Origin of the sequence: Roseivirga sp. BDSF3-8, from assembly GCF_041449215.1 — a bacterium.
In the GTDB taxonomy this organism is placed as follows: Bacteria; Bacteroidota; Bacteroidia; order Cytophagales; family Cyclobacteriaceae; genus JBGNFV01.
The window spans coordinates 18963-38737 of sequence record NZ_JBGNFV010000002.1; the positions used below are offsets into that span (position 1 = coordinate 18963).

General features: G+C 45.7%; 15 protein-coding genes. 10 read left to right on the plus strand and 5 right to left on the minus strand.

Going from position 1 to position 19775, the window contains the following annotated elements:
- Nucleotides 1-47: 47 nt before the first annotated feature.
- Both AB9P05_RS23765 and AB9P05_RS23770 read left to right on the plus strand, forming a co-directional pair.
- Nucleotides 48-578, plus strand: a complete 531-nt coding sequence (locus AB9P05_RS23765) for a hypothetical protein (RefSeq protein WP_371911399.1) — start codon at nucleotides 48-50, stop codon at nucleotides 576-578.
- A gap of 12 nt (nucleotides 579-590) precedes the next feature.
- Nucleotides 591-1169, plus strand: coding sequence for a hypothetical protein (locus AB9P05_RS23770; RefSeq protein ID WP_371911400.1), 579 nt, complete (start codon nucleotides 591-593; stop codon nucleotides 1167-1169).
- Here AB9P05_RS23770 and AB9P05_RS23775 read toward each other — a convergent pair.
- A complete protein-coding gene (locus tag AB9P05_RS23775; protein WP_371911401.1) occupies nucleotides 1148-1633 on the minus strand; it encodes a hypothetical protein in 486 nt (161 codons plus the stop codon). The two genes, AB9P05_RS23770 and AB9P05_RS23775, sit on opposite strands and share 22 nt — an antisense overlap.
- A gap of 10 nt (nucleotides 1634-1643) precedes the next feature.
- Nucleotides 1644-2138, minus strand: coding sequence for a hypothetical protein (locus AB9P05_RS23780; RefSeq protein WP_371911402.1), 495 nt, complete (start codon nucleotides 2136-2138; stop codon nucleotides 1644-1646).
- Between the two features lie 112 nt (nucleotides 2139-2250).
- Here AB9P05_RS23780 and AB9P05_RS23785 point away from each other — a divergent pair, with 112 nt between their 5' ends.
- From AB9P05_RS23785 to AB9P05_RS23795, 3 genes are all read left to right on the plus strand, one after another.
- Entirely contained in the window at nucleotides 2251-3522 is a 1272-nt protein-coding gene (locus AB9P05_RS23785; protein ID WP_371911403.1) for a condensation domain-containing protein, read from the plus strand.
- A 432-nt stretch (nucleotides 3523-3954) separates the two neighbouring features.
- Complete coding sequence (locus AB9P05_RS23790) at nucleotides 3955-4581, plus strand: hypothetical protein (RefSeq protein ID WP_371911404.1); 627 nt, start codon at nucleotides 3955-3957, stop codon at nucleotides 4579-4581.
- Between the two features lie 210 nt (nucleotides 4582-4791).
- A complete protein-coding gene (locus AB9P05_RS23795; RefSeq protein WP_371911405.1) occupies nucleotides 4792-5997 on the plus strand; it encodes a hypothetical protein in 1206 nt (401 codons plus the stop codon).
- Nucleotides 5998-6013: 16 nt separating this feature from the next.
- Here AB9P05_RS23795 and AB9P05_RS23800 read toward each other — a convergent pair whose 3' ends face one another.
- Nucleotides 6014-6961, minus strand: a complete 948-nt coding sequence (locus AB9P05_RS23800; protein ID WP_371910198.1) for an IS3 family transposase — start codon at nucleotides 6959-6961, stop codon at nucleotides 6014-6016.
- Complete coding sequence (locus tag AB9P05_RS23805; protein ID WP_371909474.1) at nucleotides 6958-7266, minus strand: transposase; 309 nt, start codon at nucleotides 7264-7266, stop codon at nucleotides 6958-6960. The genes AB9P05_RS23800 and AB9P05_RS23805 overlap by 4 nt, the downstream gene beginning before the upstream one ends.
- A 309-nt stretch (nucleotides 7267-7575) precedes the next feature.
- Between AB9P05_RS23805 and AB9P05_RS23810 the strand changes: the two genes are divergently transcribed.
- The 5 genes from AB9P05_RS23810 to AB9P05_RS23830 all read left to right on the plus strand — a co-directional run bounded on the left by AB9P05_RS23810 (nucleotide 7576) and on the right by AB9P05_RS23830 (nucleotide 9996).
- Complete coding sequence (locus AB9P05_RS23810; protein WP_371911406.1) at nucleotides 7576-7821, plus strand: hypothetical protein; 246 nt, start codon at nucleotides 7576-7578, stop codon at nucleotides 7819-7821.
- Complete coding sequence (locus tag AB9P05_RS23815; protein WP_371911407.1) at nucleotides 7821-8300, plus strand: hypothetical protein; 480 nt, start codon at nucleotides 7821-7823, stop codon at nucleotides 8298-8300. Before AB9P05_RS23810 ends, AB9P05_RS23815 begins: the two co-directional genes overlap by 1 nt.
- A gap of 32 nt (nucleotides 8301-8332) precedes the next feature.
- Complete coding sequence (locus AB9P05_RS23820; protein WP_371911408.1) at nucleotides 8333-8830, plus strand: hypothetical protein; 498 nt, start codon at nucleotides 8333-8335, stop codon at nucleotides 8828-8830.
- 108 nt (nucleotides 8831-8938) lie between these two features.
- Entirely contained in the window at nucleotides 8939-9397 is a 459-nt protein-coding gene (locus tag AB9P05_RS23825; RefSeq protein ID WP_371911409.1) for a hypothetical protein, read from the plus strand.
- Between the two features lie 116 nt (nucleotides 9398-9513).
- Nucleotides 9514-9996 carry a hypothetical protein gene (locus tag AB9P05_RS23830; protein ID WP_371911410.1) on the plus strand — a complete coding sequence of 161 codons (483 nt, stop codon included), beginning with the start codon at nucleotides 9514-9516 and terminating at the stop codon, nucleotides 9994-9996.
- A 521-nt stretch (nucleotides 9997-10517) separates the two neighbouring features.
- Here the strand turns inward: AB9P05_RS23830 and AB9P05_RS23835 are convergent.
- Nucleotides 10518-19169 carry a T9SS type A sorting domain-containing protein gene (locus AB9P05_RS23835; RefSeq protein WP_371911411.1) on the minus strand — a complete coding sequence of 2884 codons (8652 nt, stop codon included), beginning with the start codon at nucleotides 19167-19169 and terminating at the stop codon, nucleotides 10518-10520.
- Nucleotides 19170-19775 lie beyond the last annotated feature (606 nt).

A 19775-nucleotide genomic window follows, 5' to 3' on the forward strand; every position in this document is an offset into this window, starting at 1 on the left:
ATGTATTATCTATATTGATATATTTGTAATGAACCTAAATACATGATATGCCCGCTATTACCCCTTTTCATCACTGTGCCATTTGTGAAAACCGCCATATGGACGGCCTCACCGGTGCCTACTGTAGCCTTACCGGGAATAAGCCTGCCTTCAGTCTAACCTGCGATGATATATCCATAACGACGGAGCTCGAAACGAACCTCAAAGCACTAAATGAAGCCAGGTACCTTGCCCTTGCCGAAAAAGTGCCCGCCATCTTCCACCTTTTCATCTACCTCCTCTTTAGCCTGCTCGCCTTCGGTGCCGGCTATATCCTTATGCAGGCAGCCTGGGCCGTTGGCTGGATTTTCACCTTACCCTTTCTCATTATGGTCATAGGCCTCGTCCTTCTCAGGCAGGCAGTCACCCCCGTTTTCACCTTTAAGAAAGTACTTAAAGAAGCGGATGACAAGCTCTATATAATGAATACCGTACTCCGTACCTACAATATCAGGTATGAGCCTGTCAATGTGAAGGTCAATAAAGACATGCACGGCAACAAAGACGTCACCATGGACATTCGCTATTTCAAAGCCTGAAACAAAGTACCCTTGAAAACCTCCAGAAAACTCCTTTACGGCAAGACCATACTTCTGTCAGTCCTGGCCACCGTAGCCATTACAGTCATCACCGTATACTTCACAGGCATCGAGTCTCACCGCAGCCTGCTGGCAAACTCCTATATCTCATTCGGGGTACTCGCCACCTGCTTTTTCCTGTTTCTGCTCGTTTCCCTGTATAACGGGCTTAATGTGAAAGACGATTATAGCCACAAACTCCACCTCACCTGGCGCAAGTCAAAGAAATTCCTTCCTGACGTGGGAGGGGGCAGCGATTTTCTACCCGACATGGGCGGTGGCGATAACCCCATCGGCGCTTTTTTATTCTGGATAGTAGCCACTATAGTCGTAGTCTTTGTGCTCATCTTTATTCTGCCTTTCATATGGTCAGGCATCGTCTTCATTTTCCTGGCCATTTACTGGGTCATCATCAGGTCACTAAGACTTATTTTTAAAAAGTCGCCTGAGTGTGAGGGAAATGCCCTTAAAAGCATAGGCTACTCCCTCCTCTACACCATGCTCTATATCGGATGGATATTCGGCGTGATCTACCTCGCCTCACTGTTCTGATCAGGCCATGGAGGTGGTACAGGATAGCGCCTGTTAGTGACCAGTTCCGTAAGGCGGTGCAGGCTTTCCCGCATCTCTTCATTCTCCAGCAGGCTCCCCATCCCCAGCTCACGGTAAATACCGTAATCCGGAGGGTTCAGCGTCGGCCGTATGCGCTCTATATTCCGGTAAGGGCCATCCGGGCAGCTCAATGCCAGCGGGCATATCCCACACCGCTCCGGCAGTACCGCTCTGCATGGATTCATATAATTGATAAAGTCCACCGGCAGCGCCAGCCTGTCGCGCAGGGTAATTGTTTTACAGGAGCAACATCGGGGAGCCGGGCATTCCGTAGGGCAGCTCTCTTCTATTCGCGGCAGGTTTCCACCGCAGGCCACCCGGTTACATACCGTATCATTAAAGGTCCTGCATACCGTCAGCGCTGGTATAAACTGCTCATACAGCTCAATACTAACAGCATTCAAGCTCTCCAGCTCACCGGGAAGTCAGACCCAGGTTGGCCGCTACCGACTCAGGTATTTTAGGCGAAACCCCCTGTCCCCAGTCATAGATCAGGCGCTGCAGTACATTCTCCGCAGGGTTTGCCGACCAACCCGCAGCTATGTAAAGTCCTTTTCCCAGCTCGGGCACCACCACCTCTTCCGAGCCGGCATGGTACTTAGAGGCCGGTACCAGAGTCCATTTCCCTTCATTCTTATCCAGGCGAAACAGTCTGATCGTCTCAGGCAGGACCATGTTCGGGCCATCCGGTAATGGAAGGCGCAGGTCCGTTTGTGTGCTTTCCACTTTTACCACCAGCCCCGTTTCACCCAGCGGCAGGTATAGCTCCTCCAGTGATAACACCGAAGGGTCAAGCATGCGGTAGCCCGGCGTGGTGGCAGGTTGTGAAGGGTTACAGGTAGTGAACAGATAAAGGTACACCACCAGTAGAACAGGAATTGTGAGAGATATGTATTGCAGGTTTTTCATTATACTGTGTTTTACCTATAATTTCTTATAAATTCATATTATTATAAATGGCTATTTATAGGCATTTTGGCCTACTGCTGGCAGCACACACAGACTATTCGGTGGCAAAAGCATGTCGCACTTCTCTAAAGCCGAAGTCACCCTCACCAACCAGGCCGATCTGTCTGTACTGGAAGAGGCTTTCAATGACCTCGTACTGCAGCATGACGGCCTGCGGCTGAATGTACACACGGAGACAAACGGCCTGTATATTAATAACAGCCACCTGCAGCAGCGCGCGGTGGTCGATAAATTTGTACTTGAACAGGGAGAGACAGTGGCTAAAGTAAAAGAGCACCTGCTCAGCCGGTTCGACCTGAGCACCTCCCTCATGATAAGCATGACCTATATCCAGCAGGCCGGACAGCCGGACCGGCTGCTCCTTATGGCCCACCACCTTGTCGTGGATGGCATTTCCTGGCGCATCATACTGCAGGACCTGCAAGATGCCTGTCAGGCCCGTAAAGAAGGCCGGGTGCCCACCTTCCCCAAGACAGCCTCACTAAAAGACTGGTCTGCTGCACTGGCTGATTATACCCTGACCCCAGAGGAAGAAGCCTACTGGCAAAACCAGACCGTGGCTGCCCCCATTCCCATGCAGACAGATAATCCCGATGCCGCGATGGCCCACCAGAAGAGCCATACCGTAGCGCTGGATGCTGAGGATACCAGCTACCTGCTGCAGGAGGCACACGCTGCATATAATACCGATGTGCCCGTACTACTCAATACCGCCCTCGCCCTGACCCTGAAGGAGTGGACAGGGGCCGATGAATTCACCGTAGAGCATGAGAACCACGGCCGCCACCTGGAAGAGGTAAATACCTCCCGGACCGTAGGTTGGTTCACCGCCATGTATCCCGTGACCCTCTCCCTCAAAGGAGATGACACAGGCAGCCACATCAAAGGCATAAAAGAGCAGCTCAGACAGGTACCCAATCATGGCCTCGGCTATGGCGTTGGTCGCTACCTTTCTGATGATCCCCTGCCAGCACACAATCCAGCCATCAGGTTCAACTACCTTGGTCAGCTTGACGTCACCTCCGGCAATGACCTCTTCAGCTACGAAAACCAGGAACTCGCCCTGGATTCAGCGCCTGAAAACCACATGAGTACCTGGCTGGAGTGGAACAGCATCGTGACAGACGGACAACTGACGGTAACACTTATCTACAATGAGCAGGCCCATGATGCCGCCACGGCAGATAAACTGGCCGCCGGCTTCATAGAGCACCTGAAGGCCCTGCTGAGGCACCTGCGGGAAGAGGACGACATCCACTTTACCCCGTCAGACTTTGCCGGCGCCTCACTCGATGAGGAAGACCTGGATGCCCTGTTTGGGTAAACACATAACCATTTAATTAAATAAGAGGCCGTCTGCTACTAAGCGGGCGGCCTTTTTAATGAATGAAAGATGAAGTACTGGAATGATGCCTGTTCCGGTATTGCGGTAAAGCAATCATATATATACCAGTAGAGTCGCGATTGATCGCGACTTGCGGCGGATAGCAGAAGGCATATGGGTGAATAATAGCATTGTTAAGTTAGTACATAATAGAATGACGCCTGTTCCTGAATCCTGTAAGGCAATCATATATACCTGTTGAGTCACGATTGATCACTACTCGCGGCAAATAGCAGGGTGTAATGAGTGAATTTTGAAATGGAAAATACTATTTTAGATGTTTGCCTGATTTGGAAAAACTGAACAGACTGTTTTGGCAGCTATTCGGATCAGTGCCCGGATTAATGAAATTATAGGCCTATTTAATAATATATGATTCAACCATCTAAAGAAATGTTAGCCCCGAATAAGGAGGTTAATGGCACCCTGTTACACCAAAGATATAATGAGAAAATAACCAATAAGGAAGTCACATTAGAGGCGAAAGACGTGGTAGGCTCATTTATGGGGTGTTACTTCAAGGACTGCGTGATCCGGATAAAGTGCTCTGCGCAGTATACTATTCACATGACGAATGAATGCAGGTTTGACAATTGCCTGATATGGGCCCATACAAAGCAATCAGGGGGCAACTGGAAGGCCTGGTTTACGGACTGTTCGTTTAAAGGGTGGTATGAGTTGCGCTTTGAAAACGAGATAATAAGCTGCGATTTTTCTGAGGCCAAGGTGGAGTACGTACACTTTTTAGAAAATACTGATAGAAACAACTTGAAAGGCCTTTACTACCCCGTGGTGACGATAAAGGAAATCAATAAACACTATGAAGAGTGGGAAAAAGCCCCTAAGCCCCGGGACTACACGGACCTCGTATGGACAAGCAAGCGAAATGGGGGGCTCATCGCCATGGACCTGAATGCCGTGACCAAAGAGCCGCATACGTTATGGCAGGCAGTGGAACCGCTGGATTTTGTAAGTACCCAATATAAAAGCCAGGACTGACGCCATAGGCAAACCCTACAGGACCTACCGACCCCGGGAACTAAAAATATCAGACAAAGCAGATACAATGGTGGTGTATTACAGCCCTGTTATCTAACAGGAATAGACATTTGTCAAGCCCTGTTTATCATTAGAAAATAAATGATATTAAAGCTTTTGAGGGCAAGCCGGCAGGGGTATATTGGTAGTGCACTACCAACCGATCAACCAATGAAGCGCATCTGCTATGTATGGATAGCTACCCTGGCCATAGTAAGCTACGGCTGCCAGCAGGAAGGAGAGCTTGTGGCACCACAGCCTGATAGCTCATCTCCGGAAATACAATCCGTAGAACACATACGAATAGTCCCTGCAGAAGAGCCCGGCCTGATGGAAAAGCTGCATGAAATGCTATACGTGGACCAATCAGCGAATGGCCGCACCCTAAACACTCATGTGGGGCAGGTAATATTGGAAACTGCCACGAAGGTAACAGACCATAGAAGTGGTACCAAACGGTACAGTTTCCTATTGCAAGCACCCTCACCTTCCCTGGCTACGCGCAATCTGGTATTGAGAGAAGGCCCGGACGGTACCCTTACTGCCTATACTATAACCTATATGCCCGACACGACCTGGGTAGTAGAAACTGAAGGGCAAATGCCTAAAGGCGAATACACAGGCCGAATAAACTTCACTACCCTGGATGGTTTTACCTTTTACTATCTGGACATGATAGATGGCAAGGGTACACTATATGGCCATAAACTGCGGAACGATGTGAATGCACGGGTAGCATGTAACGATGGCAGTGGGGCAGATGGTGGAGGTAACTATGCAGGCGGAGATGGGTACGAGCCCATAGGTACGGGTGACTTTGGGGAATACCCGGAGCCTCTACCAGGAACCGACCCAGACCCGAATGGGTCCTCCGGAGGAGGCAGTAGCGGTGGCTCTGAAGAGCCAATAGATCGTGAAGAGGATAAAGGGGGTACCGGAGATTCAGGCCCTGTGATTTCGCTATACCCCATTGAAGACGGATATAAAAAGGAGGAAGCTATGCGGACTGCTTGTGATGCCCCTGAATATCCTGATAAAAAAGTTTGCGAAGGCGACGATGCCCTTGTGGAAGAGTGTGCCGGTGAACCAATTGGCATGGAGGAGGATACGCGCAGCCCCTATGAATACCTCGCTGACCAATGGGAAGAGGATATCTGCCTGGAAGAAAATTTTGCTGCCAATGAATGCGTTAAAGGAATATGGGATATCATGCGGGAGCATAATGTTGGGTATGAGACGCTTACCCGCTTTACAGGCGACCAACCTGTAGCGGAGTTATGCCTGGACATACAGCCACTGGGTGATTCTATTAATGGCAGAACATTCAATAAGGGCACAGAGATTTTAATTGAGGTAAACAATACAAAACTGTCCTAACCCCTTAAAAATAGGACTAAGATTCTACAAGTTGAGTTGTTAGTTTTAGCTTACCATCTGTTGTCTGTTCCAGTGGCAAGTTACGTAGTTTCTTGGCGCTGTTTGTTCTTTTAAGGAACTGACTGGGCGCTTGTTTTCCAAGGCTGCCATGTAGACGCTCGTGGTTGTAAAAGTTCATAAAGCGATTGAAGGTCTCCTTTGCTTCCTGCAGGTCCTCGAACTCATATTTTGAGCATACGGCGCTTTCTATGATGGAATGAAAGGACTCAATATAGCAGTTCTCCTGCGGTGTAGCTACATGCGTGAACTCATGCTCGATGGCCATTTCCTTTAGGTATTCCCGAAATAGCCCTGCCTCAAACTGACTACCGTTATCGGTTCGTAAGGTTGCTTTTTCAGGTAACTGGTAATGGTAAAGTATTTCTTTCATTAGTTCGATCACCTGGTGCTTGGTCACGCTCCAGGCCAACCTGTAGCCTAATACTCCCCGGGAGTATACATCCAATACGGTAATTAGCAGCGCATTACGATGCTGACCGTGAATATAGATATACTTGATATCGGTCTGCAGGCATTGAAAAGCTGCTTCCGGGCTAGGAAGAAGATCCTGAGCAATGCGTTTGCCACGTTTGTTGCGCCTAATGCGCTGACTGAGCAAGCGAGCCTGCTTCATGAGCCGATAAACTTTTTTCTCGTTGATAACGAGCCTTTCGGTGTTTTTCAACCAGGCCGCTACCTTCTCATAACCATAATCAATAAACTCCTGGCTTAAGAGCCATTCGATCCGCTCCAGCACATAGGCATTGCTGTAAAGAATACCATCATGGCTCAGGGTATGTTGGCTTACTTTACGCCCTCTCTTGCCTGTCTTAGATTGATAGTAATAAGAGCTTCTACTCAGGCCACATAAAGGCAGCACTTTATATGTAGCATAACCCAGGTTAATATACTTTTGAGCAATCATGAGCCTGTACGCTTTTTGGCAGTGCTTTTTTTTAAAAGCTCTTCTTTAATGCGCAGGGCCAGTTCTTTTTCAGCCAGCATCTCTTTTAACTGCTGGTTTTCCTTTTGCAAGCGCTTAAGCTCAGGGTCTACTTTATAATGCTTGCTGGCTAGGGCATCTATGCCACCAGTATCATACTTTTCCTTCCATTGATAGAAAGTATTGCTATAGATACCGTGCTTGCGGATGGTGGCTGTAATGCCTTCCTTTTCTGCTTCTAAAAGAATCTGAAGCTTCTGTTCAGCGGTCCAGTGTCTTCGTTTCATTTGAGATACAAGTTAGTAAAGTTAACTTGTAGAATTCATTGTCCAGTTATTTAGGGGGCTAAGAATAAACTATACCGGTCTAAGCTTTCGATAGCTCGTACAATTTTACACGAATTAATTCATGCTGAGCTATACGCTAAACTAAATGAAGTTGGGGGAATAGAGGCGTTTAATGAATTTAGTGCTTCAAATCCAGCTCCTGACGATTTTACTGCTTTATGGGAGTTTTACAGACTCCATGGAGATGTATATTTTGTAGATGGAGGACACTGGCAGCATGAATTTATGGCGCAAAATTATATCACTTACATGGTAGAGGGACTTAGGGAACTCAAACCATACCTTATGTCTGAACTTTTTATTAATTTTATAGGGCAAGAATATATTAATGGGGAGCCATTTGACTGGGACAAGTTACTGTATTACATGGCTTGGGAAGGACTTCACAAGACCAAAACATTTAATGAAGAGATTGAAGAAAAAGGTCTTAATGAAGAGTATTTAATTTACGTAAAGTCTGTGGATATGGAAAGTGCAACCTATAAGTGTAAGTGATGAAAGTTATATTATTGAGTTTTATCGCGCTATGTATGTCTATTTCTGTTGAGGCATTTGATAAGTCAGATACACTGTACATTTATTTTAAATCTCACCCAAATTTCACCTTTCAAGAAAGTGAAAAGCACTCCCAGGACCCTAACCCCTCCATGGAATACCCCTACCATGGAGGCATGAATTATTTTTTAACATTGAATGGGTCCCAGACAGAAAGCTCAATTCTTTTCTATTACTCTAGCTACATGCCACAGGGCTTAGATTCACAGCCGGGCTATATTCAGGTAGATTCGGCTTATCTGGAGAAGCAGGATTGGTATACCACAGAACAGCTACTGGGAATGAGTAAAACCGAACTTATCAGAACGTTTGATAAGCGTCCCTCGGAGCTGGTGATCATGCTGCTGGACGAAAACTATATGGATACGGAGCCTTATATACTTACAAGAGTATATTTATACTACTCGGCTGAGGAATGACTCAGCCTGCATACCCCTTCCAAACTAACGCAATGGCTCAACATTTAGGTACTAAGAACATACTGCTTTTATTGCTCTTGATAGTATGTACCTTACCTACATACGGGCAAGCTGAAAGCGATACGCTATTTATACGGTTTGAGAAATCGGATGTATTTCATCACGATGAGATTGAGAAGCACCCCATGGATCCACATCCGGAGGTTTTTTTTCCTTTTAACGGTCTGCACGGGTACAGGCTTATTGTAACTCCACATAATCATTCAGTCTATTGGATATTTTCTTCTTATACCCCTGAGGATTCTTCCAGCCCTTTTTCCTATATAAAAGTAGATTCCAGTTACTTAGCTGAAAAAACATGGCTAACTGCACAGGCCATTAAAAATATGCCCTACCAGGACATTATACGTACCTTTCATCCATCGTTTAATCATAATGAAAAAGTACTCATGCTATGGGATACCTCACAGCCTGAAGGCGAAGAGGTATATTTAGTAAGAGTCTACTTTGACTTTGGTGCCTACGAATGAAAGTAAAGGAGCTTAAGAGGAAAGGCCTTAATGAAGATGACACAGCATACGGGAAGTAGATTGAAAACACAGGCTATATCACCTTAGCATATCGGGAAATATCAAGCTATGATTGTCAGTAGACTATTTGTAACCACCCTATTATTAGTCGCTTTTACAGTGCCGGTAATGGCTCAAACGGATACGTTGTTTATAAAATATGATAAATATCCTGGAAGTGAGGTTTTGTATCCTTTTGCCAGTAAAGGTGATTCTTTGAATGCTTTTCCTGATAGTAGCTTAACTATTTACGTTTTTGAAATAGAAGGCAAAAATTTGAGATTTTACTATTCCAGCAACCCTTTGGATGCAAAAGCCCAACCTTTTGTTTATAAAAAAGAAAGGATAGCTGCCTTAAATCAAAAGGTGTTCTATGAGAAAAATTGGTTTGAAAAACACACTTATTCAGAGGCTCTTGAGCTATTCTCCTCAAGCGACAACGTAATTATGCTTTGGGATACCACACAGCCTGAAGGCGAAGAGGTATATTTAGTAAGAGTCTACTTTGACTTTGATGCCTACGAATGAAAAACCAGGACCTTAGTTTGACAGGAGAAGCTAAGGAGGGAGGTTTTATAAAATTGAGACTTACGTATAGGATAGCAATTGCCATTTAAGGGCTGGCTGATTTGACTGCATTGATAATGAAAGCTTCAATAGTGTATCTATTACTAACATTGGCCTCCGTAGTTGCATGGGCTCAGAAATCAGACACCCTATATATCTGTTATCAAAATCACCCTGGCACGGAGTTTTCAATAAAGGATAAACATAGCATGGACCCTAACTCCTCTATGGAATACCCCTATCATGGAGGGATGAGCTATAATTTTAACTTACTTTCATCAGACTCTACGTTTAATGATTGGGTAAGCTTTTTTTATTATAGCTATGTACCTGAGGGTACGGATGTAGTACCGGGCTATATTCAGGTAGATTCGGCTTATCTGGAGAAGCAGGAGTGGTATACCACAGAACAGCTACTGGGAATGAGTAAAACCGAACTTATCAGAACGTTTGATAAGCATCCCTCGGAGCTGGTGATCATGCTGCTGGACGAAAACTATATGGATACGGAGCCTTATATACTTACCAGAGTGTACCTATACTACCCGGCTGAGGAGTGAACTGAATTACAGAATAAGAGAGCTTTGAGTTGTACCTTTTTTAATGAGTGAATTTTGAATGAGGGAATAGTGGAACAATAGAGTTACAGATTAATCCTATGATGGAGGGAGTACCCGTTCCTGAATGCTGTAAGGTGATTATGTGTAACAATAGAAGCGCAATTGATCACGACTCATTGCGGATAGCAAGGGAATGGGTATATAATAGACGAACTAGAGTTTTGAATGGATAGGAGAATAGTTGGAAAGTAAAGAGTAGTGGAGCAGCATTGTGGAAGATGGGCAACTGCTGGTAACGCTTTTTGCAATGACCAGCCCTATCATGCTGCCACGGGGATAGATAAGCGGCCCCCCGCATCATAGAGCACCTGAACGCTCTGTTATACTCCCGGCGGGAAGAGGACGCGACCTGGATGCCCTGATTAGGATAAGCATGAGATAGAGATAGTCACAGAAGCAATAAGGTATAACAAAAAAAGCCTGTGGAGTTCTCCACAGGCTTTTTTCTATATATACTGAATTTATTTAATAACTACTTTTTGGGTATATAATTTACCTGATTGCCTAACAGTGAACACATAAACCCCCGGAGTGAGATTAATTTCATTTGAAAGCAAAATAGGTTCGTTCGGTGATATGCTGTTTGAGTAAACAGGCCTGCCATACATATCTGAGATAATAAGGCTGGCACTTTCAAGCTCAATAAAGCTATCGAATCTGTATGTTATCTTACTTCCATTACCCGGGTTGGGATAAACTACCAGTTGGCCTGGTTTAGGCTGAAGGGTGAGAATAATCACTTTTGAATACTCAAACATGCCATCAAAATCCACTTGTTTCAAGCGGTAGTAGTTGTTCGATAATACAGGCTGGTGATCAATAAATGAATAGTTAATCAACTCATTACTATCACCCTGGCCATCTACGATACCAATTGTAGTAAAATCAGTGCCATCAGCAGAGTGCTGTACCTCGAAGTAATCATTATTTTTTTCAGTGGCAGTGGTCCAGCGCAAAACTGCCGAACGATCCTTAACTTGACCTGTAAATGACACCAGATTAACTGGTAAAGGATTTTCAAAGCCTACAGAACCAAAGGTGAAATATTTCACACTAAAACTACTTCTGTCAGTTGCAGTAACGTGATTGAAGTCAGACCTGACATTTCCTCCACGACTAACCCAGCCCTCCGGAGTATATTCTGCTATTCTTAACATTCCCTGCTCTGTCTCAAGGGGAGAAACTTCACTATAGGCTTCGTCCCAGAACAAACGTATGGTTGCAAATCCGGGGGTTGGACCTTCAATCCTCCAGTATTCTTTACCACTTACATGAACAAGTTCATCTCCTGTTTTTACTGTCTCTGACAGGCCATCTTCTTCCGGGCTATTGTTAAAATACTCTACTGTCCATAAGGCATTTCCGGAATAGCCGAAAACGCTGTTGAGCATGGTCATGGCATATCGATTATCCTTACCTACAGGAAGGTTAACCCTGGAAGTTCCTGAAACTACCCTGAAACCCATCGGGCCATTCACAAAAGAATTGGCATTTCCTGCCATATTTCTGTTGCTTAGAGAGTTCATTATCAGCATAGCACCGGAAGAAGTTCTCATCTTACCATTTTGGAAAGACACAATATTATCGACCTCAAGGTTATCATTAAGTATCACCTCACCGGAGGCTTTATTTATATAGACTGTATTCATGGCGTTGGGGCCAGTGAGGTCTCCGGTAATGTATTGATCGCCTGTACCATCGAAATAAATACGCGAACTGTTAGAACCAAAATTGACCGAAGCACCGGGAAGGATATTTAAATCTCCTTTTAGTCTGAGATAATTATCATTTGTACTATTATCTAAGACGCCTGACTCTACTCTCAGCTCTTCACATATTTCCATATTACCGTAGTAGGGGAGAGTTTTCGTGCCGTTACCGCTGATAATTAGTCTCCTGATCGAATTGGCTTCAGGGGCCACGGTTATATCAAGGTCTCCGGTGTACTCAAGGCCTCCTCCACTACAGGAAAAGAACTGGCTATAATCGCCTGCAGGCAGCGTGGCACGTTGGTTTCCACCAATTGATAATGTACCAGTGCCCGTTACCTTCCCTAAGCTATGTCCGTATGAATTACCCACTATAAGTTTTCCTTCTATCCTGGTTTCATGCGCAAGACGGAGGTTTCCGTTGGCTTGAACACTGCTGTTGGCAGGGATAACGACGATAGCACCTGATGGCCCATCGGCTGGAACGCTGGCAGATGCTCCATAAGTGAACCCTCCATCATCACTCCAGTTATTCTGATTATTCCAGTTGCCGTTAGTACCGGGTCTGTAGGTAAATATCTTGATATTATCAGGTATTGCCGAGTTGGTGCCTGCTGTGTATTCGCCCCCAAGATCGTTACCAGTCAAAGAGAAAATCACCTGATTGCCAGCTTCATCCACAAAGGAGGCAGGAAACTTAAACCAGTCAGTATCTACCAGACGAGCCGGGATATATTGTGCCTCTGAATTACTTCCGCTAAGCAGTACATCTTCCTGTATATAATTAAATGTAAGTATACCCTGCAGATCATTCATGCCAGTGGCTTCAACATCCCAGTAAAACTGCAGCATGTTATTAGGATCCAGGCTGGTTGGGTGGCTGTTGTTTACCTGAACCACTCTCAATGTACCGGCTGTGGTGTTTCCTGATACAGATAGCTCTACAGGCAGATACTTTTGCTGGGGAAAACTTATACCCAGCGGAATACTATACGAGCCAGCCCCTGTCTTTATAGGATAAACAATGCCCAGGTCTGATTGAGAGCCATTAGTAATGATCATTTTATCGGTAGAAAACCCATCTCCTTCCACTCCCAGTGATGCAGATGAAGTGAGGGTAAGCTGCTTATCTCTGATGTCGAATGATCCATTCCGGAATATAAGCTGGTTATTAAATGTAAGTGAATTTGATGCCTGTATCTTATTGAGATTGTCTATTACTGTACGGCCATACGTTCCAGTGCCTGAAAGGGACTGTTTGCTATCACCATTTAATAATAAACCTCCCGTACCTCCGCTAATGTGAGCACCATTTATACTAACATTACCTAATACGGCTACAACGTTATTGTTATCATAAAATGCACCTTGTGCCACTGTGAGGTCTCCTGCTACAGACAAGGCTGTACTGCCTGAGGTCAGGCTCATAGAAGTATTAGGGGTCAGCCATAAATTATAAAAGTCCGTGTCACCGTTTATTGCCTGAATATTGCCATTAAAGTAGGTGGTGTTATTATCAGGAATGAATAGCCCTGAATTATTCATATCACCACCGATGGTAAGTGACAGGCCTCTTGCATCGTATGTTGCTCCCGGCAGGATGTTCAGGTCATTTTCGATGACCAGGGGTACAAGGTAAGTGTAGGCACCTGGGGAGTTAAAACTATTTATGCTAAGGTTTTGAAGGGGTATATTACTGTATACACCAAAACTCTGAGCGACGGGTGTGTCATTATTACCTATAATGATTTCTGCGCTATTGCTCAGGTTATAGCTGCCCGGGTCAAGATAGAGGGCGGCAACCTGTGCGTTATCCTGGCTTCTTACCAAAGTAAGGGTGCCTCCTGAGAGGGTAAAATCACTTGCAGTGTTGATTATCTCGAACACACCTCTGTTATTTTCCGGAGCAGCATTCTTGCCTACCATAACGGCTCCTCCTGTTTGCTCATAAGAAAGGATTCCTGATACGATCTCGGTAAATCTCCTCAACTGTGAGCCAATGACCAGTGTACCACCTGCTACCTGGAGAGTTGCCGTGCCTGTATTACTATACTCGAGGTAGGTATCGGTGCCTGCACCTCCATCCAATAAAAGCTGCCCGGTATTTTCTACGCGCAGAAAACCATTTAATTCCAGACCATACCCATCAGCGGTGAGCCTGGCTGTACCCTGACTCAGGGTAAGACCGCCATCAATGGGTATTGTAAAATCACTGCCGCCAGCATTCAGATCAATATCAAGATCGGGGTGATTAAATATCACCAGACCATTTTCTATACTCAAAGGCTTTTCTGCCTGGTCGGCCAAAGCGTTCAGAGTAAAGTTTGAGTTAAATACCAGTGTGTCTGAAAGGCCGTTTTCTAATCCCACATGCATACGATAAAACTCCGGAGTACTACCAGATGAGTTATTGAGCTCCAGACGACCATTTCCTCTAAAGTCAACAAGTACGTTATCCCCTGTGGTGTTATTTGTGAAAAGGTCTATGGAACCATCGGTGAGTTCTATGCCTTTGCGAATGATTAGCTTATGAAGTAAGCCGTTATTTCCATTGTCTATGTTGAGAACGTTGTTGTCATCATTATCATAAGAGTCCAATTGGAGCAGTCCTATGTCATAAGTGGCTGCGGTAGCAGAGGGAAATCTTAGTCTGCCCTTTCCATTATTACCTAACCTAAGTGTGTCCGTGACTGTCATGGTACCCTCAACTTCAAGACTGGCATCTAATTGTACCACGATAAGGCGTGCCGTAAAGTCATTTTGCCACTTAATGGTGCTGTTAAAGTTATTAGTTCCGTTCAGTCTTATCTGAGGATAGCGCTTGATGTCAGGAGGAATTACGGCCACTCCATTATTTTGTAAGTTGTATGCAAACATGCTACGGCCCTCATTGACGAAGTCACCAAAGTCTCCCTCAAGGTCAGGCGCATCGTTTGTACGCATCAGAAGGGTAATGTCACCGACACCACTTACTAAGCCTAGTTTGCCTGATTCATTTCTGTCGAAACGAAGCCGGCTAAGATCCAACCTGTCAGCTTCAGCCCCAGGCTTCGAATTGAAAATAAGGGCTGAAACTTCAACAGAGCCATTTACATCTATTCTATGCGCTGAAGCGTCACCAGTAGCACTGGGTTGGTTAATGTTGCCATATCCGATAACGGCTACATCCCCGGGACCTGGATAATCCGAGGCGGGTGCACCCATGTGCTTTAGTACAGGGTCGGTAGACCATGTGGCGGCATCATTCCAGTCATTAAAGACGAAGCTTCCGTTATTATCTGCGCGACGGCTGTAATAAATTGCCGGGCTACCCGTAAACTTGAAGCTTTCTCCGGCGGTAATATTTACAGCCTGTAACGGGTATCCACTGCCGCTATTATTCAGCGAGAATGTCAGGCCGCTTATATCTGCTGCAGTTTCACTTGTCCGGGAAAAAGGAGAGGCGTTGAGTACAAAGCCGGGCACCCAGCCTGATGTTACGCCAGAGGGGGTGGCACCACTGTCTATGTCATCCTCATCAGATGCGTATACGGTATAGCTTGCTGTAGGTACGGTGCTAAAGCCTGAGGGAACAACGCGCCAGAAATAGGTAAGGGCATCACCCTGAGGCTGTGCAAGGGTAGGCAGTTCAACATCACCAAGGGACACTCTCACATAGCCTTCATCGCTTACGTCGCTCAGGTTGATTCTTGCGGGGGTAAACCTGTCAACTCCACCACTATTCGTACCCAACGGATAGTAGTATGTGCCATCACCAGGTATGAGACGCAGCAGCCCTAAATCTGATCCGGCTCCGGAAGTACGAATCATAGTACCGGGGCCATAGTCAGATGGATTATCAGAGGCGAGGTTGTCTGCTGTAAGTCCAAATACGCCCAGATCCAGAATTCCTGATGTAAGATATAACGTGCCGCTAACTTTCTGAGAGGCTGTTAGAGTAGTCAGGTTACTAATTTCGTTTAATTCAAAATCAGGAAAAACGCCTGTGCCATCACCGGCAATGGTATGGTCGGTACCACCGGTTACTATTATCCGTCCGGTGGTGGCTGTGATAGTGTCGTTATTTAAAATATTGCCCTGGCTGGTAAGTGTATGGGTATCTATATCGAGTACCCCTGAATAGAGATTAAGCTCATTATTGACAGTAAGGGAGGCCCCGCTTCCACTCAGGCTATAGCCTTCACCGGATAAGTTCAGGATATGTAAATCATCGGCAAGCGTACCGTCAATAGACAAGTTTTGTGCGGTGTTGCCATTAAGGGTAAGTTCAGAGGTTCCATTAGCGTAGGTTGCTCCTGGTGCTATGGTGAAGTCGCCACCTACAGTCAGGGCATAATTCATGGTGCGAAACTCTGTGTTTGATGCAAGGCTAAAATTATTGGTTACCACAAGATCGCCTTGCAGTTCTACCCGTGCCGTATTGCTGGTATTACGGCGGGTTAGTTCAAAATTGTAAAAGTTGGCCGTACTTGATATTTCGCAGGTAGTATTACCTCTTATATTTACAACTACTTTACCTCCGGTTACATTATAGCTGCCGGAGCCACTCAAGATTTCTATACCTCCGGGGTCGTTACCTGTATTATCTTCTATATAGAGGGTGCCACCGGACATAGTAAACACAGCGTCAGCGGTTTCGATATTAAAAAGACCGTAGGTGCCGGATGTTTCACCGCCACCTGGTACTTCATTACCTCTGACATATACGGTGCCTCCGTTTTGAATATATGAGGCTCTGCCTGACCCGCTGCTTGCTGCACGGCACTGAGCTACATCTACAGTTCCACCTTCTACTATAAACTCTCCGTTTTCCTCAGACCAGAAGATAAGACCGGCTGAGTTACGTGTACCTAAGAATCCATCAGTGATACGGACACGGCCATAGATTGAAAGAGCCTGGTTGCTTCCATTTGTCCTTACTGAGGAGCCTGCTCCGTCAGGTACCTGTGTATTGCCACTGGTGGCATTATCATAGGCAGTAGAATATACCTCTACGCCTGTCCCGGCAATCCATAGGGCTCCTTTGCTGCCAATGGCATAGTCTCCATTACCCCCACGGTCTCCACCCTCACTTAGAGTGGGTATAAATACATTTCCACTAAGCTTCAATGTGCCATAGCGAATCCAGAGTGCTTTACGTACTTCTGGGTCTGCAGAAGTAAAAGGGGAGTTACTACGTCTACCTATGCTGTTGGGACCATATAGCGCAAAATTAGCTTTATCGGCCGCGAAGATATCCAGTTCATATGTTTTATCACTCCCTTTCTCAACTACGAGGTTATAAAAATCTGTCGTATTGTTAAGGGTGACTGTGTTGTTTTGTGCACCCTGAAAGCGTACCGTAGCAGCTCCGTTACTGGCAAATTCATTATATACCGGGGCGTTGAGATTAGTGAATCTGACCTGCCCGTTATTTATAAAATCACCCGTGATGATAATCTGGTGGAAGATAGCGTGGTACTCACCGGTGGCAGGCATATTATTACCCGAAATGGAATAGCTACCTGTGGTATTGCCTGTGCCTACCCGGATCTGTCCTGCATTACGAACTTCCACATCAGTGAAATTCAAGGTGCGAATCTGGGTAGATGTCGCATCCCCAATCATGAGGGTACCATTGGTGACGGTGAGCTTTCCGGTAAGGCTCAGGTCAGCAGTAATATTGACTACATTGGCACTGTTATACAGGTTAATAATTACATTATGCAGATTGCGGCTGGTACTAAGATCATAATGCCCCGGGGAGCCTTCCGGCGCCCCGCCTGTATACTCAACGGTACCGCGTGCGGCAAAATCGCTTATGTTGCCTGAGGGGATGTTGTCGGAGGAAATTCTAATACGACCTGCTCCTTCTATGCTGCCAAAGTTATGACCTGTGGTGGTGCCGAGGTCTACTATGCCTCCTTGTTCGATTTCCACTCTGAGGTGGGTTTTATTATTGTTTGGTATGGTCATCGTACGACCGTTGAGTACCACTACGTTGTCGGTAATACCCGGCGTCAGATTATCCGGATTGACCAGGAGGGATCCGTCAGGGTCGAAAGTCCAGTTATCCGGATTATTCCAGCTGCCTGTCTGGTATGAATAAAGTGTGGTACCCGGGGCGCCTTCAATGGGACTTTCCGCTTCATCCAGGGTACCTATGGTATAGTATCCATTTTGAAGCTGTGCATTGCTAAGGTCAAAGTATAGCTGGTCGCCGTTTTGAATGCCCTTACCTGCTGTAGTCACCTGGCTGTACGGACCATTTTGATTACTGCGATACAATAATACATAGTTGGCTATTTCCTGGGGATATTCACCAGCCGGGAAGCCTTCCCTGAAATCAAAAGCCAGGCGGGCGTCTATGGAGCCACCGGCAGGCAGTGTTTTTTCTAGGTACCACTGTCTGCTCCAGCCTGCCTCTGCGCCACTGGATTTTATATTGCCGCTTGCTGAGCGGGCATTTGGGGTATTATCATGGGCAATGAGTAGGTATTCTCCATCAATATCAAGGGATCCGTTTCTTTCACTTATATAAAAGCCGGTACTGCCAGCCAGTGTATGGCTACCATCTGCTTCTTTTCCTATACCGGCCAGGTCAAATGTATAATTGCCGTTATTTCCTGTAAACCGGTCATTAGAGATACTGATGTCGTATTTAGCACTAAGGTAATTATCAACTATGGTACGGCGTGCCTGGTTAAGGTGGTCTCCATAGATAATCATCTCGGCTACATCCACATCATAGTAAGAGGTAAATGCCCGGGCAATGGCTGCCCCGCTATAAGATACAAGTTGCTCCCCGTTGTTACGGCCTCCAAGCTCGGTACCGTTCTGATAGATTTTACGCTGAAAGGTAGCCAGGGAAGAACCCAGATCATGCATGAATATACCGAAGGTACCTTCGGCTGTACCACCGCTACCACTTATCATAGGATCATTGAAGTCGTTGCCGTAGTGGTGGGACATAAAGTTGGTGCCATTCCATCCTGCGTGCAGGTTTTGGTTAGTGCCTGCACCAGTGCCCCCTATCCATAGCTTACGCCCGCCGGTACTGCGCCTGGCAGCTACGATAAATAAGGTGTAGTCTGTATTGACTATTACACTACCATCAATCGGCATAAAGTCAGCGTCGCCTGTATTATCGAAGCGAATAACCGGATGACCGTTTAATGAATTAGTAAGGAATTGGGGTCGTCGTACAGATGCCGGCTGACTGGCATCATTCCCATTGCCAGACCGGTCTGTCCAGGTCTGAACGGCATCACCATTGGTCAGTTCTAACCATTCTGCATCAAGCCAAATACTGTTTGCAGGCTGGCTTCCGGTGCCTTGTGCATTACCTACCCCACCAGGCCCGGTTTGGGCATACAGGCAGGCAGGGAGGAGGCTTACTAAAAGTAGTGTTATGATCCGAATCATAGTAATCGCTTAGTTTCAATAGGTTGAAGGTAGGCAGTAACGCTCTATTAGGGAAAGGGGGCACCCCGGGGCGGGGGCGAGGGCGGGTATGAAAAAGTAGATTTTTGTTAAACTATACCCATCGTTTATCGAAATGGAATAATACTATGGCAGTCGCCTTAAAGTAAAATTATGCAGTAAGCAAAATCTGTGATGAAACTGGTGGACAGAAACAGATAAACGACATATGTAATTTTGTATAAGAAAATAAAGGAGGGAGAGGCGAATTTCAGACGAGAAAGAATAGGAAGAAGTGAAATGATTAAATAAGGCTATCAATAGGATAGCCCTATGAGTGGCAATGGAGGTTACTACTTTGTAGTTACGCCCGGACAATCTGATCAGAATGCCGTGCCACATGAACCAATATGCGTGGTTATTACGCGAAAGAAAGCATTTTGTTAAATTATGAAAGAAGGGTTGAAATAATTTTAATACACAAGGAGCTTGGATAATAGAATTGTTGAGTAACAGAGGAATTGAGTTGTGAGTGTTGAATGAGAGAAGGAGTGAATTGATGAGTAATTGAATAATAGCGTTTTGAGTGGTGAGTTTTTAGTTATGAGT

Excerpts from the sequence above, each read along its gene's own strand:
- AB9P05_RS23810 (WP_371911406.1), top strand. The coding sequence starts at position 7,576 with ATGGTAGAGGGACTTAGGGAACTCAAACCATACCTTATGTCTGAACTT.
- AB9P05_RS23825 (WP_371911409.1), top strand. The coding sequence starts at position 8,939 with ATGATTGTCAGTAGACTATTTGTAACCACCCTATTATTAGTCGCTTTT.
- AB9P05_RS23815 (WP_371911407.1), top strand. The coding sequence starts at position 7,821 with ATGAAAGTTATATTATTGAGTTTTATCGCGCTATGTATGTCTATTTCT.
- AB9P05_RS23795 (WP_371911405.1), top strand. The coding sequence starts at position 4,792 with ATGAAGCGCATCTGCTATGTATGGATAGCTACCCTGGCCATAGTAAGC.
- AB9P05_RS23835 (WP_371911411.1), bottom strand. The coding sequence starts at position 19,169 with ATGATTCGGATCATAACACTACTTTTAGTAAGCCTCCTCCCTGCCTGC.
- AB9P05_RS23830 (WP_371911410.1), top strand. The coding sequence starts at position 9,514 with ATGAAAGCTTCAATAGTGTATCTATTACTAACATTGGCCTCCGTAGTT.
- AB9P05_RS23780 (WP_371911402.1), bottom strand. The coding sequence starts at position 2,138 with ATGAAAAACCTGCAATACATATCTCTCACAATTCCTGTTCTACTGGTG.
- AB9P05_RS23820 (WP_371911408.1), top strand. The coding sequence starts at position 8,333 with ATGGCTCAACATTTAGGTACTAAGAACATACTGCTTTTATTGCTCTTG.
- AB9P05_RS23805 (WP_371909474.1), bottom strand. The coding sequence starts at position 7,266 with ATGAAACGAAGACACTGGACCGCTGAACAGAAGCTTCAGATTCTTTTA.
- AB9P05_RS23765 (WP_371911399.1), top strand. The coding sequence starts at position 48 with ATGCCCGCTATTACCCCTTTTCATCACTGTGCCATTTGTGAAAACCGC.
- AB9P05_RS23790 (WP_371911404.1), top strand. The coding sequence starts at position 3,955 with ATGATTCAACCATCTAAAGAAATGTTAGCCCCGAATAAGGAGGTTAAT.
- AB9P05_RS23785 (WP_371911403.1), top strand. The coding sequence starts at position 2,251 with ATGTCGCACTTCTCTAAAGCCGAAGTCACCCTCACCAACCAGGCCGAT.
- AB9P05_RS23800 (WP_371910198.1), bottom strand. The coding sequence starts at position 6,961 with ATGATTGCTCAAAAGTATATTAACCTGGGTTATGCTACATATAAAGTG.